The 14,865-nt window shown below is 44.2% G+C and carries 10 protein-coding genes; 5 read left to right on the top strand and 5 right to left on the bottom strand.

Features of this window, described 5'->3' with window-relative positions:
* The first annotated feature begins 453 nt into the window (after positions 1–453).
* Positions 454–1,761, top strand: coding sequence for an ATP-binding protein (locus HQM15_07600; protein ID MBF0492628.1), 1,308 nt, complete (start codon positions 454–456; stop codon positions 1,759–1,761).
* A 124-nt stretch (positions 1,762–1,885) separates the two neighbouring features.
* On the opposite strand, the gene HQM15_07595 is transcribed toward HQM15_07600, so the two are convergent.
* Positions 1,886–3,127 carry a hypothetical protein gene (locus HQM15_07595; protein MBF0492627.1) on the bottom strand — a complete coding sequence of 414 codons (1,242 nt, stop codon included), beginning with the start codon at positions 3,125–3,127 and terminating at the stop codon, positions 1,886–1,888.
* A 266-nt stretch (positions 3,128–3,393) separates the two neighbouring features.
* On the opposite strand from HQM15_07595, the gene HQM15_07590 reads away from it, so the two are divergent.
* Both HQM15_07590 and HQM15_07585 read left to right on the top strand, forming a co-directional pair.
* Positions 3,394–4,221: an SWIM zinc finger family protein gene (locus tag HQM15_07590; GenBank protein ID MBF0492626.1), complete on the top strand. Its 828-nt coding sequence runs from the start codon at positions 3,394–3,396 to the stop codon at positions 4,219–4,221.
* A gap of 3 nt (positions 4,222–4,224) precedes the next feature.
* Positions 4,225–6,939 carry a DEAD/DEAH box helicase gene (locus HQM15_07585; GenBank protein ID MBF0492625.1) on the top strand — a complete coding sequence of 905 codons (2,715 nt, stop codon included), beginning with the start codon at positions 4,225–4,227 and terminating at the stop codon, positions 6,937–6,939.
* 21 nt (positions 6,940–6,960) lie between these two features.
* Here HQM15_07585 and HQM15_07580 read toward each other — a convergent pair whose 3' ends face one another.
* Entirely contained in the window at positions 6,961–8,295 is a 1,335-nt protein-coding gene (locus HQM15_07580) for a putative DNA binding domain-containing protein (protein MBF0492624.1), read from the bottom strand.
* 310 nt (positions 8,296–8,605) lie between these two features.
* On the opposite strand from HQM15_07580, the gene HQM15_07575 reads away from it, so the two are divergent.
* On the top strand, positions 8,606–9,748 hold the full coding sequence (locus HQM15_07575) for a DNA topoisomerase VI (protein MBF0492623.1): 1,143 nt from the start codon (positions 8,606–8,608) through the stop codon (positions 9,746–9,748).
* A gap of 13 nt (positions 9,749–9,761) precedes the next feature.
* The gene (locus HQM15_07570; protein MBF0492622.1) at positions 9,762–10,412 is read left to right on the top strand and encodes a hypothetical protein; all 651 of its coding nucleotides are present in this window, start codon (positions 9,762–9,764) and stop codon (positions 10,410–10,412) included.
* Here HQM15_07570 and HQM15_07565 read toward each other — a convergent pair.
* The 3 genes from HQM15_07565 to glgP all read right to left on the bottom strand — a co-directional run bounded on the left by HQM15_07565 (position 10,409) and on the right by glgP (position 14,765).
* On the bottom strand, positions 10,409–12,037 hold the full coding sequence (locus tag HQM15_07565; protein ID MBF0492621.1) for a peptide chain release factor 3: 1,629 nt from the start codon (positions 12,035–12,037) through the stop codon (positions 10,409–10,411). The genes HQM15_07570 and HQM15_07565 overlap by 4 nt on opposite strands.
* Before the next feature lie 272 nt (positions 12,038–12,309).
* Complete coding sequence (gene rnhA, locus HQM15_07560; GenBank protein ID MBF0492620.1) at positions 12,310–13,032, bottom strand: ribonuclease HI; 723 nt, start codon at positions 13,030–13,032, stop codon at positions 12,310–12,312.
* 44 nt (positions 13,033–13,076) lie between these two features.
* Positions 13,077–14,765, bottom strand: coding sequence for an alpha-glucan family phosphorylase (gene glgP, locus HQM15_07555; protein ID MBF0492619.1), 1,689 nt, complete (start codon positions 14,763–14,765; stop codon positions 13,077–13,079).
* Positions 14,766–14,865 lie beyond the last annotated feature (100 nt).

Genomic DNA, 14,865 nt, shown 5'->3' with positions numbered 1-14,865 from the left:
GCCCAGAAAAAAACAAATTGCATCGATAGGGACCCACCTATAAAAAGAAAAAATAAGATCCGTCGCTACGCTCCGAGTGGGTCCCTATCCTTGCGGATCACTGGGTCCCTGTCTTGCGATTTCGCACGATACAACACCCAACGGTATTTATCGGTTTACACTTGAACTAGAGTTGTGGTTTTGTTTTTAATTTTTGAGATAAAAATTGCGTTTAGAGTAGCGTTATTAAAAATTTGTTTGGGGGAATATGAGAATGACTAAGCTTGTTCAGGGCGACGATTACTCAAAATTTTTGAAACTGGATATTCATCAGGCTTTGGGGGAGAGAGGGTTTGGAAAATTACATAAGAGTAAGTTGTAACATTTATTTTTGAGCGGGCCCTTAAACCAGATAGAGGGGAATCTATTTTTTTTCTTCTTGCTAACGTTTATAACGTTAACTATTCTAGCGTTATGAACGTTAGCCTATTCAATCAAAAAATTATCGAAGGGAATTTTAATCACCCCGAGCTGTGGCCAAAGCGAAGTGAGCTTAAAAAGAGTTCAATCAAACTTGATTTTGATTTTGGTCTGGATGAACTTCCCACAGAACCAGGGCTCATCACCCTTCGTGGGCCTAGGCAATATGGGAAAAGTACCTGGATGGAATTAAAGCTCTATGAAAGCCTTGAAAAATTTGGTGCGGGTTCGGCCTTTTATCTCAATGGGGATGAAATTGCAGATGCCGCAGCATTGAAAGATCAGCTGGAAACGCTTTCTCAAGCTTATTCCAAAAAAGCATTGGTCCGCCGTCTATTCATCGATGAAATTACGGCAATCCCCGATTGGGAAAAAGCCCTTAAACGTGCCCTCGATCAAGGCTTGCTCAAAAATGTTTTGGTGGTGACGACGGGTTCAAAGGCTCTGGATTTACGTCGAGGCAGTGAGCGTCTTCCAGGTCGAAAAGGAAAACTTCTTCGAAGCGAGTTTATTTTTCTGCCCATTTCTTACAAAGAATTTCATTCGAAGGCCCATGAAAAATTACAAACAAAAACCTGGATGGCCTATCTTCTCTCGGGAGGTTCTCCGCTGGCATTAAACGATTTGTATGAAGAAGGCCGACTGCATGAATATTTTATTCAACTCATTCGGGATTGGATTTTTGGAGAAATTATTCGAAGTGGTCGCAATCGCAGTTCTCTGTTAAATTTATTCTCGGTGCTCTTTCAAAAAGCCTGTACACCTGTAGGATATGCAGGTCTGGCACGTGATGCAGGGCTTGCCAATAATACCATTGCCAGTGGTTATATCGAACAGCTTTCTGATTTATTTTGTCTGCTGCCTTCCTGGCCCTGGGATGTAAATAAAAAGATGCTGATCTTGCGCAGACCTTGCAAGTTTCACTTTATTAATTTGGCTGCAGCCGTTTGTCTTCATCCCTCCAATATTCGCAGTGTTTCCCAATTTGAAAAACTGGAGCCTCACATTCAGGCTCAATTCCTCGAATGGCTGGTTGCCCAGGAAATTTGGAGGCGCTCTGTTTTAGCGAATGTTGCAAATCCAGAAGCCATCGGCTTCTGGCAATCTTCCGAGCATGAGATTGATTTTGTCAGCCCCCAGCAGGAATGGATTGAAGTAAAGCGTGGGAAGGCCAATGCTCTGGAATTTGGCTGGTTTCCAAAAACATTTCCCAAACAGAAACTAAAAGTGATTAATTCTTACTCTTTCGAAACAGATTTTATTGAGGGGATTAGCATTGAAGAGTTTTTGCTTGGAAAATAAACTTAATTTTTCCACGAGGGCCACATCATAAAAAAACTGGGCCAACAGTTGTCATTTAAAAAATATTCGGCGCAAAAAAAAAGGCAGCCCCATCGGGCTGCCTTTTTGCTGAATTGCAACTCTATTATTTCTTAAAAAAATTAAAGAGATTATTATACCAAACATTTTTTTGCTGCACCGGTTGTACAACTGGCCTGCTGTTAATGATCGGTGTGATTGGTGTGATTGGTCTGGGTTCAAAATGGGGAATGGGCTGTGGCAGTTGTTGGTAGATGAGGTTAGGAATAGGGGCAGTTGATTCACAGGTTACTTTTCGAATTCTGGAATTGTCCCAGTCAGCGATATAAAGATTGCCTGCACTATCTAACGTAACACCTTGAGGCTGACTTAGCTGAGCACTGGTTGCTGGCCCTCCATCTCCGGAATAACCAGTAGTACCATTACCAGCAACTGTCGATATGATACCAGTACCATGTTGCACCTTTCGGATTATGCTGTTGCCACTAGCCCCGCTAATACCCTCAGCAATGTAAAAATTTCCATTTCGATCGATAGTAAAGCCTAAGGGGTTATTCAGCCCATATGCAACAGTTGTTATAGCCCCGCTTGTATCTATTTTCCGAATTACTCCGCAACCATCATCGAGGATATAAAGATTGTCAGCGCTATCAAATACAAGCCCTTGCGGATTTCTAAATTGAGCATTGATCGCTGGTCTGGAATCACCAAAACAACCGTAACCACCATTCCCAGCAATTGTCGATATGATGCCAGTAATATGGTCTACCTTCCGGATTCTACTCTTACCAGAGCCCCAATGATCCAACTCAGCGATATAAAGATTATTGGCGTTGTCGAATGCAACACTTGAAGGGTTTAACAGCCGAGTGATAGTTGCTAGCCCTCCATCGTCCACAGAATACATAGAATAAACATAAAAATCATTAGTATCAATTCCAGCAACTGTCGATATTGTACCAGTAATATGATCCACTTTTCGGACTCTGTTTCCATCAGCGATGTAAAGATTTCCCTCTCGATCGAATGTAAGCCCTTTTGGATCCCAAAATCCATCCACTGAAAAGCCAAAAGTGCCGTTGCTTGCGAATGTCGTGATGGTTTCACTCGTATCTATCTTTCGAATTCTATAATTATAGGCATCAGAGAAATAAAGATTGCCGGTACTATCGAACACAAGCCCCACTGGATGGTTTAACTCAGCACTGCTTGCTAGTCCTCCATCTCCTGAAAAAGCATTGCTGCCATTCCCTGCAACCGTCGTGATAGTGCACTGAGCAAAGCCCTGCCTCACCCCCCCCAGCAAGGCTAATGCCAGCACGGCACAGCCAATCAGTTTTTGTTTCATATTTCCTCCATCAAAAATGGTTAACAAATAAAAAGTCGTCCAATACAGCACCCAACGGTATTTATCGGTTTACACTTGAACTAGAGTTGTGGTTTTGTTTTTAATTTTTGAGATAAAAATTGCGTTTGGAGTAGCGTTGTGAAAAATTTGTTTGGGGGAGTGTTAAAATGAATAAACTTGTTCAGAACAACGAGTATTCGAATTTTTTAAACCAGCTAAGTCGCGCATACAAAGTAATTCAGGTAGAAAAAAACAAAGGATATTTTATGGCACGTTACTACGACAATTTCTGGCCACCCTATGTTCCTGTTGCTGAGAAAAAAGCAAAGGCAGCCAGGAAACTGGCCCAGCTTAAGAAAAAAGGGATGAATCTAAATCCTGTTTGCCTACAGGGTAATAAAATTTCCAACACCTTCTGGGGGCAATCCTGGTGTAAAAATTTGGAAGCCTATAGTGATTATTCCAATCGGCTTCCACGGGGAAGATCGTATTTGCGGCAAGGAGCGGTGCTGGATCTTAAAATGAGTGAAGGAAAGATTGCGGCCTTGGTGCAAGGAAGCGCTCTTTATGAAATCGAGATTTCAATTACGGCAATGCCTGCTGCCCAATGGAAGCTTTTGGTGGATCAATGTTCGGGGCAGATTGATTCGTTAATTGAACTGCTTCAGGGAAAACTTTCCAAACCTGTGATGCAAGTGATGACGCAGGCGCAGACGGGGCTTTTCCCTCATCCCAAACAAATTAAACTTTCCTGCTCTTGCCCCGATTGGGCAGACATGTGCAAACATGTGGCGGCGGTTTTGTATGGAGCGGCTATACGTTTGGATGAAAAACCCGAGCTGCTTTTTACTCTTCGCAAAGTCAGTCAGAAAGATTTGATTACTCAAATGGATGTGAAGAAAAACATTCAAACTTCTTCGGACGATTCTTTTGACACGGGTGAGCTTGAAAATATTTTCGGAATTGATCTGGGTTCCAAAGCTGAGCCTGAGAAAAAGCCTGAAAAGAATAGTGACAGGAAAATAAAAAAGAAATCTATAAAAGCGATAAGAGTTAAAGCAAAAGCAAAAAAGAAAACGAAGCGGAGACTTTAAAAAGTGGAACTCGCCTTAAGTCCTCAGGGACATTTGTATCTCCTGGAATCTGACGGAGCCTCCTCTTTACTGTCACAGGCTGCATTGCGGAAAATTCGTTCTGTTTTTGAAAAAGGAGAGGGCTTCCTTCTTCTTTATTTGGGAGGAGTTCTTGCTCAAGAGGAACTGCATTCGACCTGGAAATATTGGAGAACTTTTTCGCAGATTTTTTTTCAAGAGCTTTGCAAACATCCCGATTTTAAAAAAGATCTTCCTGTTTCGGCACAAATCCCTGTTCCTTCCGATGATTTTTTAGAAGACCTTCTTCTGGAAACGCCCCCTATGCAGGGAGCAGAATATCTCAACCTGGAAATTTTAAAAAAGCTATGGGCTTCTTTACAGCTGGCTTTTGAAACGGACTTTGCTTCTTTCTCAGGAAATTTGGAAGATTATCTCAAACAACAAAATCCGGTGTTTAATCTTATCGGTCGCATCTGTTTTCATCTGGCAGAAAATAAACGTGATGAGCAAAAACCTTTTGCCTTTCTGGCCACCTATGCGGATCGCCTTTCTGCGGTGGATGCACGCGTGCAACATAAACCCTTGGGCAAAGCCTTGGACGAGTATGCCAAAGATCATCAGACTTTACTGCATTTGCTTTTACCCATTCAGAAAGCCGCCGAAAAAAGTGTGCTTTTAAAACGCTGGGTGGAGGAAGGGAAGATTTATCGTCCACTTCTCTTGAATGCCGGCGATACTTTTACTTTTTTAAAAGAGATTCCAAAATTTGAAGCAAGCGGAGTGGTAGTGAAAGTCCCCAACTGGTGGGCCAGCCAAAAAGTTCCGCGGCCTCAAGTGAGTGTGAAAATTGGTGAGAATAAAATTGTAAAATTAGGTGCTGACGCTCTGCTCGATTTTTCGATGGAGCTGAGTTTGAACGGAATTTCTCTTTCCGAAAAAGAATTTAATGAAATTTTAAAACTCACCAAAGGCTTGCATTATCTGAAAGGCCAATGGGTAGAAATTGATCCTGAAAAATTAAAAGAAACTTTGGATCATTGGAAAAAAGTTCAAGGTCTCGCTGCAAAAGGCTTGCTCTCTTATGCAGAAGCCATGCGGCTTTTATCGGGCGTGTCTTTGGGAAGAACTGCGGAAGATTTTTCAGAAACCGCAATTCACGAATGGTCTCAAGTGCTGGTGGGGAAAGGCTTGGAAGCACGGCTGCAGCAACTCAAAAATCCTGAAAAGAGCACTGCATTAAAGATAGACAGCTGGGTAAAGGCCTGCCTGAGACCTTATCAAAAGCAGGGGATACAATGGCTCTATCTTTTGCAGCAACTTGGCTTGGGAGGCTGTTTGGCGGATGATATGGGTTTGGGAAAAACCTTGCAGGTCATTGCCTTTCTTTCTGGATTAAAAAAAGAAAATGAAAAATCCAAAATTCCGAACCTGATTGTTGTGCCCGCTTCCCTGCTTGCCAATTGGAAGAGCGAGGTCCAGCGCTTTGCGCCGCATTTAAAAGTGCTCATCGCTCATCCTTCTGAAATTTCGTCCCTTGAATTGAACAGGATGAATGCTGAAACCCTTCAAGCTTACGATATCATTTTACTCAGCTATGCAGGTCTCACTCGTTTCGCGTGGGCAAAAACAATCACCTGGGGAGTGCTGGTTTTGGATGAAGCGCAGGCGATTAAAAATCCGGGCTCTCTGCAAACAAAAGCCGCAAAAGAGTTAAAAAGCAGTATCCGCCTGGCTTTGACAGGAACACCACTGGAAAATAGTTTGACCGATCTTTGGTCTCTTTTCGATTTTATTTGTCCGGGGCTGTTAGGTTCCTCGAAGGCTTTCAAAGATTATATTAAAAAAATGCAGGAAGCTTCCAGTACAGAATCCTACGCCCCTCTTCGCAGCTTGATTGCGCCCTATCTTTTAAGAAGATTGAAGACCGATAAAAAGATTATTCAAGACCTTCCTGAAAAAACGGAACTCAAGGCTTATTGTAGTTTAAGCAAAATGCAGACCGTGCTCTACGAACAATGTGTGGAGGCCTTAAGCAAAGACTTGGAAAGATTAAGCGAAGAAAAAAATGATATTCAACGTCGAGGAATTATCTTGGCTTGTTTGATGCGCTTGAAACAGCTCTGCAATCATCCCGCTCAATTTTTGGGAGATGGAAATTATACTGCAGAACAAAGTGGAAAATTCCTTCGTCTCGCCGAAATCTGTGAACCCATCCTCAGCCGCCAGGAAAAGGTTCTGATCTTCACCCAGTTTAGCGAAATCGTAGGGCCTTTGGACGATTATCTATTTTCTCTCTTCAAAAAAAGAGGAGTCAGCTTGGATGGAAAAACTCCCATCCCCAAAAGAAAAGAAAGAGTAGAAGCCTTTCAACAAGAGCAAGGACCTCCCTATTTTATTCTCTCCGTCAAAGCTGGAGGCACAGGATTAAATTTAACGGCCGCTTCTCATGTGATTCACTTCGACCGCTGGTGGAACCCTGCCGTGGAAAATCAGGCGACAGACCGGGCCTTTCGGATAGGTCAGAAAAAAAATGTCCTGGTGCATAAGTTCATCTGTCGGGGAACCATTGAAGAAAAAATTGACGCACTGATTGAATCCAAAAAAGAGTTGGCCGAAAATATTCTGGAGGGCAGTTCACAAAGTGTACTGACAGAAATGGGGAATGAGGAATTAATTAAAACTTTGAGGCTGGATATTCATCGGGCTTTGGGGGAGTGATCACTTCAAAGGCTAAGATTCTTAGCTCTGGTAATAAACAACCCCAGCACCACTTCCTTCACGGCGAATGGTGCCAGCAACGAGCAATCGGTTTAATCGCTTTGTCACAGCCTGACGTGAAATGCCCGTCAGGCTTACAAGTTCAGCACTTCTAGCAGCTCCTTGTTCGAGACGTTTTAATATTTTTTCATCCAGCAGATCTCGCTGAACAGTTCCCTCTTTTTTCTGAAAAATGAGGGTAGTGGAAGATTCTCTCAGATCAAAAGACAAGGTTACAGAAGCCGTGTCACCACAAAGCCGACGCATCGTTTCGATGCCGCTTCCGTATTTTTCCACAAGACCTACATCATAAAAAAACTGGGCCAACAGAGGATTGCGGGGTCGATGTTCCGGCAATTCTGGGGTCACACCCGGTGGAAATGATCCGGGATTTCGAATGAGAAGACGATTGGGAAAGAAAAACATTTTGATGTCTGCAGCACTAAAATAATTTCTGTGAATCATGGCATTCAACAATGCCTCACGAATGGCTTCCAGTGGGTATTCAAATTTTTCAAGACGACGAAAGCCAGTTTTTTGCCCACCCGATCTTTGTAGGTGAGAGCGAAGATAGGTTTCAATCTCTTCCATCATTAACCAAAGTGACCCCTCGAAAAAACGCTGGTTAGTATAACGTTGCATTTCGTCATCCAAAAAATGAACACAATGAACACGGGCTTGCGGGATCCATTTCTGGGGATCTCGTCCAAAAAAAAGCAGGCCTCCTTGTGTGAGCTGATTTTTTCCAGATTTCAAAATTCGGAGCAACTGTAGCTGACGGTCTTCGGAAAGAGTAGGGTGTCGAACGCCACGAACCTCTTCTCTTACCTTCAAAAATTTTTTGACCAATTTCTTATCAATGGCTGCAATATTAGCCTGTGAGGGCATTTCATCAAAAAAAATACGCAGGCTTTCACTCCCCTTTTCAATCACTTCCTGAATGGAAAGAGGTCTATTATTTCGACCCACGCGGATATACACAACATTGCGGCAGGAATAAAGATGGGCGCCCTTTTCCACATGAATAATGGCGACCTTTCTGTCGCCAAAAGCAACTTCTTCTACAGAAACCTTGGGTGCTGGAACAACCCCGGCAATGGCATCCGAAATATCCTGAAGAACATTTTTCCCCTTTAATCCAACCAGCTGCCCCTCATCATCAACCCCAATCAAAATAACGCCACCATTGGTGTTGCCAAAAGCAACAATGGTTTTCCCAAGATCGGTTGAAAGGCTTTGTTTAAACTTGCTAGATTCTCCTTCTCCCTCTTTCATCCATTGCAGTACCGAGTCTATGGTTGTTGTTGGTTTGTCCATAATGACAACTTTAAGTTGTCATTAATCTATTGTAGCGTCAACTTATTTTTGACAATATACGGTTGTCATTTAAAAAATATTGATATATTGAAGGCACTGTCTAAAATTCTACGTAAAATCCTCTTTGAGGAAGTATAAGCATGACTAAACTTGTTCAGGGCGACGATTACTCAAAATTTTTAAACCAGCTGAAATCGCGTATTCAAAGCGCGCAGATTGCTGCGTCGCCGGGTGCTCAATAAAGGCTTGGTGAGTCTTTATTGGTCGATTGTGAAATCATGAAAGAACTAAAAAGATAAGGGAAAAACCTATGGCCTCCGACGTAGACGTAAAAGATCTTTCCATCGAAATGTGCGAACGCATTTTGCGCAACCTGGAGCGTGCGCGGCGTCCGGTTTTGCAGGCGACCCGATGTTCGTTGGACAACTCTGTTTATAGTCCCAAAGTGGGCTATTTGACGGCGGGGGATAAAAAAGTTTCCACAGAACTCAATGTGAGCTCGGTGCAGAAGATGTCGCGGGCGATTTTTATGCTGGAGTTGATTTTACGAAATCTGGAAGTGGGGGCCACCAACACCAAACGTGAGCTTTACTACATTTCCAAAGGTGAAATTAAACACAATGCGGCGCTGAAGCCACTCGACTTTGCCGATCAGGATGAAAGTGATTCCATCATCGATTTCATCTGTGAAATGATGGAGTGTTATCGCGAAGATCTGAATTGTTATGCGAACGATCGAGGAGGCCAGACTTATAGTCAGCAACTCGTGGTCACCGAAACCTTGCCGGACGGGAGCAAGGCGACGATTGATTTATCCAGCCTGGGAACTTCTCCTTTTCAACCCAAAAATCGTCCCCAAAGTTTAAAATTAAAAGCCAAAAAGAAAATCGATTTTTGTCTGATTGTCGAATCGGAAGGTACGGCCAATACCTTGGTGAACAGCGGTTTTACGCGGCGACATCCTGTGATCCTCCTGGGTGCTCAAGGGGTGCCCTCGAATGCCGTTCGGGGTTGGACCAAACTGATTCAGGATCAGCTCGAAATTCCCTGCTTCTTTTTTGGAGATCTCGACGCCTATACCCTACAAAATATTTTTCGTACGCTCAAGGCAGGCTCGGCCGCTAGTCTGATTCGCAATGCGGATTTCAGCGCACCCGAAGTGAAATTTCTGGGCGTGCTTCCGGAGGATATCAAACGCTACGATTTGCCGGATTATGGAGTAAAAGAAAGTGATGTCACCGAAGGTCGCGCCTTGAAAAAAGCTCGCGACGCCTTGGCGAATGATCCTTTTTTTAAAGATAAAAAAAATAAAGGCCTGGCCGATATTTTACGCTGGCTGATTCAGAATAAACGGCGTTGCGAACAGCAATCTTTTTTTTCGGTCAATCCGCGCGATCCGCTCATGCCGGAGAAAATTATTTTGGAGAAGATTAAGCGGAAGGATTTTGTTTGAGAGGAGTCTTTTTATGATAGAAAATGAGCCACCTACAGCCACACGAAAAGATTTGCACCTGGGCCGACGCTTCATACATATGGCGAGCGGGATTGCCGTCACCTTGTCTTACTGGCTTTTGTTTAGTCATACACAAGTGGTACATCTTTTGGGTACCATCGCCTGCATTGCGTACGTATCCGATCGTTTCCGGGTGGCTTATCCGGAAATTGCAAAAAAATTCGAAGGACTCACGAATTTCTTTTTGAGGGCAGAAGAAAGATTAAAAGAGTCGGCGATGATTCCTTATGCCATCGGCATCCTGCTCACCATCCTCAGTTTCCCAAAGCCTATTGCCTTGGTGGCTATTTCTACTCTGGCAGTGGCCGATCCACTTTCGGCGATTATCGGAATCCGTTTTGGAAAACGGCACTGGGTGAAAGAAAAAACTATCGAAGGTTCCCTCGCTTTTTTCAGTGTCGCCTTTTTCTGTTCTTTTTATATTTTATTTCACAGCACGACCACCCTCTGGTGGCAGATTTTGTTGATTTCCAGCATCCTCTCTTTGACTGCGACTGCCTTTGAGATGTTGCCTATCAAGCTGGATGACAATCTCACCATTCCTATTTTTGTTGGATTCGTAGGATGGGCGCTTTGCGTGCTTTTGGGGCTTTCTTTTCCCTAATTCGAAGCTGGCATGCGCCTGGCCTGATCATAACTGATGAGGTTGGAAAAAAACTGAATCTCCGGTCTGTCCTTTTCCACATAGTCTTTTTCCCATTCGCTCTTGAGCAAAATCAGGGGAAAACCGCGCACGTCATAAACAATATGCGAGGCATAACGGCTTTCGAAAGACTCCAAAACTTTTTTATTTTTGGGGATAAACCAACGCGAAAATTCGTAACCCAAAGGCACAAAAACGGCATCGGCTCCATATTCGTTGAGCAGTCGAAATTTGACGACCTCCAGCTGAAGCTGTCCTACTACGCCAATGATAGTTTCGCTGTTGTAATTCTTTCGAAAAATTTGCGAGGCGCCTTCTTCGGAGAGTTGCTCCAGGCCTTTTTGAAGCTGCTTATTTTTGATGGGATTTTTTAATTCTACACGACAAAATAAATCGGGTGAAAATTGAGGAATACCCGTGAATTTTATTTTTTCCCCTTGCGTGAGAGTGTCGCCAATAATGAGTGAGCCGCGTTCACGAATACCAATAATGTCGCCTGCGTAAGCACGGTCGATATTGTTTCGTTCACGAGACAAAAATTGAATGGCGTTGTTGATTTTAAATTCGCGTTGGTCTCGCGTGTGATACACAGACATGCCTTGCGCAAATTCTCCCGAGCAGATGCGTACAAATACAGTGCGGTCCCGGTGTTTGGAATCCATGTTTGCCTGAATTTTAAACACCACTCCTGTGAAATTGGCTTCATCGGGTTCCACCATGCGTTCTTCCGCTGGGCGCGGAGTGGGGGCGGGGGCGTGTTCCAGAAAGGCATCCAGGCATTCCTGAATGCCGAAATTTTTCACGGCCGAACCAAAAAATACGGGACTGAGTTTGCCCTGCAGGAAATCTTCCTGTCTAAATTCATGCCCCGCCCCACTCAGAAGTTCCAATTCGTCTTTTAAAGTTTGAATGAGTTCCGCGCCCACTTTTTCATTCAGGACAGGATCATTCAAATCTTCAAAAAATTCTTCGGTAAAATTTCGTGTGGCTAAACCCGGATCAAAAAGTCGAATGCGTTTTTTGATCAGATCATAAACGCCTTTAAACTGAGATCCTTGGCCGATGGGCCAGGTCATTGGAAAGCAGGGGAGTTGCAATACTTTTTCCACTTCATCGATGAGATCAAAAGAATGGCGGCCTTCCAGATCCATCTTGTTCATGAAGGTCATGATGGGCAAATGGCGATCGCGACAGACTTGAAAAAGTTTTTTGGTTTGTGTTTCGATTCCCTTCGAAGAATCGATAATCATGAGCACGCTATCCACGGCGGTGAGCACGCGATAGGTGTCTTCGCTGAAGTCTTCGTGACCGGGAGTATCGAGCAGATTGATTTCAAAACCGCCGTAAGAAAACTGCATCACCGAGGAAGTCACCGATATGCCACGCTGCTTCTCGATCTCCAGCCAATCCGACTTGGCATAATGACTGGCTTTTTTTGATTTCACAACCCCTGCCATGTGGATGGCGTTTCCGAACAGAAGCAATTTTTCGGTGAGGGTGGTTTTTCCCGCATCGGGATGGGAAATAATCGCAAAGGTTTTGCGGCGTTTGATTTCTTTTAAGACTTCAGGTTTTACTTTTTGCATGAAAATTTTTCCCCTCTCCCCTCAAAGGGCATAGGTATCTACACATCTTTTGATATTTCCCCCTCTTAAGCTAAGAGGGGGTTGGGGGAGTTATGGAAAACCTTGCAAAATTCAGGGCTTCTCTAATTTGCAAAATCTTTCATAACCCCTCCTAACCTCCCCTTAGCTTAAGGGGAGGGATCAGCAAGAGTAACAAAATTAGTATCTTGCTGACTTGTGTAGATACCTATGCCTCAAAGGGGGAGGGGACTGTTAATCCAAGTTGAAAAGGATTACGCTCCCCAATTCTTCAATATCTCTTTTTCTTCTTCCTCACTCATCGCTTTTTTAAACTTGGCGGAGGAAACTCCCTTTACACGGGCTTCGCATTCTGGCCAAGTGTTATGTCTTTCCACTTTTCCTCCCACCAGGCTCAGATAACAGAGGGCTTTGGATTTTGATTTTTTGTAAGAAGAGGAATTCGGTAGGCTTGTATCTTCGGGAAGATCCAAAATAGAGAGGGGATAATCTTTGAGAGCACCACGATAAAGAGAAATGTTTTTATTTTGCGAGAAAGCAACCGCAATTTCATCGGCGCGTTCATTGCCCGCAATGCCAATGTGACCGCGCACATAATGCCAGCTGATTTTATTTTCGCCTTTTCGTTTTGAAGCAACTTGAAAGAGTTGTTTCCAAAGGGAGCGATTGGAAACCTCATTTCCTTCCGCAGTTTTCCAGTCTTTTTGCAGCCAGCCATAGATCCATTTCGTGATTCCCTGAATCACGTAAGTGGAATCGGTGCAAAGTTTTACGGGGCCATCCAAATCTTGAATACTTTTTAAGGCCGCAATACTGGCACTGAGTTCCATCTGGTTATTGGTGGTGTTCGAGGCTGCTCCACCCAATTCAAAAACTTCTTCAGAGGGAAGACAGACAATAGCGCCCCAGCCGCCAGGGCCCGGGTTTCCGGAGCAGGCTCCGTCGCAGAAGATGAGGATGTGATTTTGGGTAGTCATGAGGGTTTTTAGTATCGTATTTCTTTGGGGATGTCGAAGGGCTTTTAGTGGTCGTCCAAACGGTAGGCATTTCTCATGTATTGCATCACCATGCGCTGCGTGTTGAAAAAGGAGGCATTGAGGGCAATCGCAGAACGCATCACCCTGGCATAGGCCTGGGGATGGCCATAGAAGAGGGGCAGAATCTTTTGCTCCAGTTTATCGTATAAAAAATCGCTTTCTTTCACGGCATCATTCTCCGGTTCTGAACTTTCACCAATCGACCATCCTGTGACTCCCTCGACATGGCCTTCAATCCACCATCCATCCAGCACGCTGAGGCTGGGGACGCCATTCAGGGCGGCTTTCATTCCGCTGGTGCCAGAGGCTTCATGAGGTTTCTGTGGGGTGTTGAGCCAGAGGTCTACGCCAGCACAAAGTTTTTGGGCAAGAGCCATGTCATAATCTTCGAGATAAAGAATGGGAATAATTTGTTTTAAATCTTCTTTAATTTTGAAAATTTTTCGGATCAGCGCTTTTCCTCCTTCATCGTGAGGATGAGCCTTGCCGGCGTAGAGAATCTGAAAAGGGCCGATATGGATTGCAATTCTCTTAAGACGTTCCAGGTCGGTGAACAAGAGGTCCGCTCTTTTATAGGCGGTGGCTCGCCTGGCGAAGCCAATCGTGAATATGCGGGGATTCAAATGTACAGAACTTCTTTTTTCGATTTCTGTAAACAAGAGATCTTTCGAGTCCTGATGGGCCTGCTCAATGTCCCTCAGTGGAATGTCGATGGCATGACGAAGGTAAATGTTATCGTGCCGCCATTCGGGAATACGAGCGTCAAAAAGCTGGGCAAAGGCCTTTGAAATCCAGGTTCCCGAGTGAATGCCGTTGGTAATGGAGTTGATCGGATACTGCGGAAAAAGCCCCCTGGAGATTTCGCCGTGTCGAAGTGCTACGCCATTAATGTAACGGGAAAAATAAAGAGCCAGATAAGTCATGTTCAAAGTTCTGTTGAGGCAACAATGGGTTTCAGAAATTTTGGAGCTGTGTTCTTTTCCTAAAACTTTTTCTACCATTTCCAAAGGGAATTGATCGTGTCCGGCAGGAACTGGCGTGTGAGTGGTGAAGACACACTGCTGGCGAACGGCTTCCTTGTCTTCGTCGCTCAGTTGCCCAGTTTTTCTTTCCAGAATTTTTTCCTCCAGAAGCGCCAGGGTGAGTAGGGCCGAATGCCCTTCGTTCATATGATAGGAATAGCTTCTCTTGTCTGAAAGAAGACGGAGCATGGCAATGCCCCCCAAACCCAATACGGCTTCCTGGCATAAGCGGTAATAATCATCTTCTCCATAAAGATGATCCGTGAGTGTTTGATCAAAGGCATTGTTTTCGGCAAGCTGGGTGTCCAGAAGATAGACAGGAATACTATGCCCAGAGACTCCCTGAATTAAAAAACGCCAGCAGCAAAGTGTGATGCTTCGATCCTGAAGCGAAAGAGTGGCTTTTACGGGGAGTTGTTCCAAAAAATTTTCAGGATTCCATTCATAGGGTTTTTTAACTTGATTTCCCTGGGCATCGAAACTTTGTTTGAAATAACCTTTACGATGAAGCAAAGTCACCCCCAGCATTGGAATTCCAAGATCTGCAGCGGCACGCAAAGTGTCTCCCGCCAGTACACCCAAGCCCCCGCAGTAAGTGGGCATCTCTGAGCGAAGTCCGATCTCCATCGAAAAATAGGCCACGGTATTCATGAATACACACTCACCCCTTTGGGGGAACCTAGAAAAATAAGAATAATTTATAGATGATTAAAGTCATGTTTATTTAAAAAAAAATCCCATTGGATGGGCG

It is taken from the genome of Deltaproteobacteria bacterium (assembly GCA_015233135.1).
Taxonomy (GTDB): Bacteria; UBA10199; UBA10199; order JADFYH01; family JADFYH01; genus JADFYH01.
The sequence above is the reverse complement of the archived record's forward strand: the minus strand, read 5'-3'. Positions and strand labels throughout refer to the sequence as shown.

Excerpts from the sequence above, each read along its gene's own strand:
- HQM15_07565 (MBF0492621.1), bottom strand. The coding sequence starts at position 12,037 with ATGCAAAAAGTAAAACCTGAAGTCTTAAAAGAAATCAAACGCCGCAAA.
- HQM15_07590 (MBF0492626.1), top strand. The coding sequence starts at position 3,394 with ATGGCACGTTACTACGACAATTTCTGGCCACCCTATGTTCCTGTTGCT.
- HQM15_07570 (MBF0492622.1), top strand. The coding sequence starts at position 9,762 with ATGATAGAAAATGAGCCACCTACAGCCACACGAAAAGATTTGCACCTG.
- HQM15_07600 (MBF0492628.1), top strand. The coding sequence starts at position 454 with ATGAACGTTAGCCTATTCAATCAAAAAATTATCGAAGGGAATTTTAAT.
- HQM15_07595 (MBF0492627.1), bottom strand. The coding sequence starts at position 3,127 with ATGAAACAAAAACTGATTGGCTGTGCCGTGCTGGCATTAGCCTTGCTG.
- rnhA (MBF0492620.1), bottom strand. The coding sequence starts at position 13,032 with ATGACTACCCAAAATCACATCCTCATCTTCTGCGACGGAGCCTGCTCC.
- HQM15_07575 (MBF0492623.1), top strand. The coding sequence starts at position 8,606 with ATGGCCTCCGACGTAGACGTAAAAGATCTTTCCATCGAAATGTGCGAA.
- HQM15_07580 (MBF0492624.1), bottom strand. The coding sequence starts at position 8,295 with ATGGACAAACCAACAACAACCATAGACTCGGTACTGCAATGGATGAAA.
- glgP (MBF0492619.1), bottom strand. The coding sequence starts at position 14,765 with ATGAATACCGTGGCCTATTTTTCGATGGAGATCGGACTTCGCTCAGAG.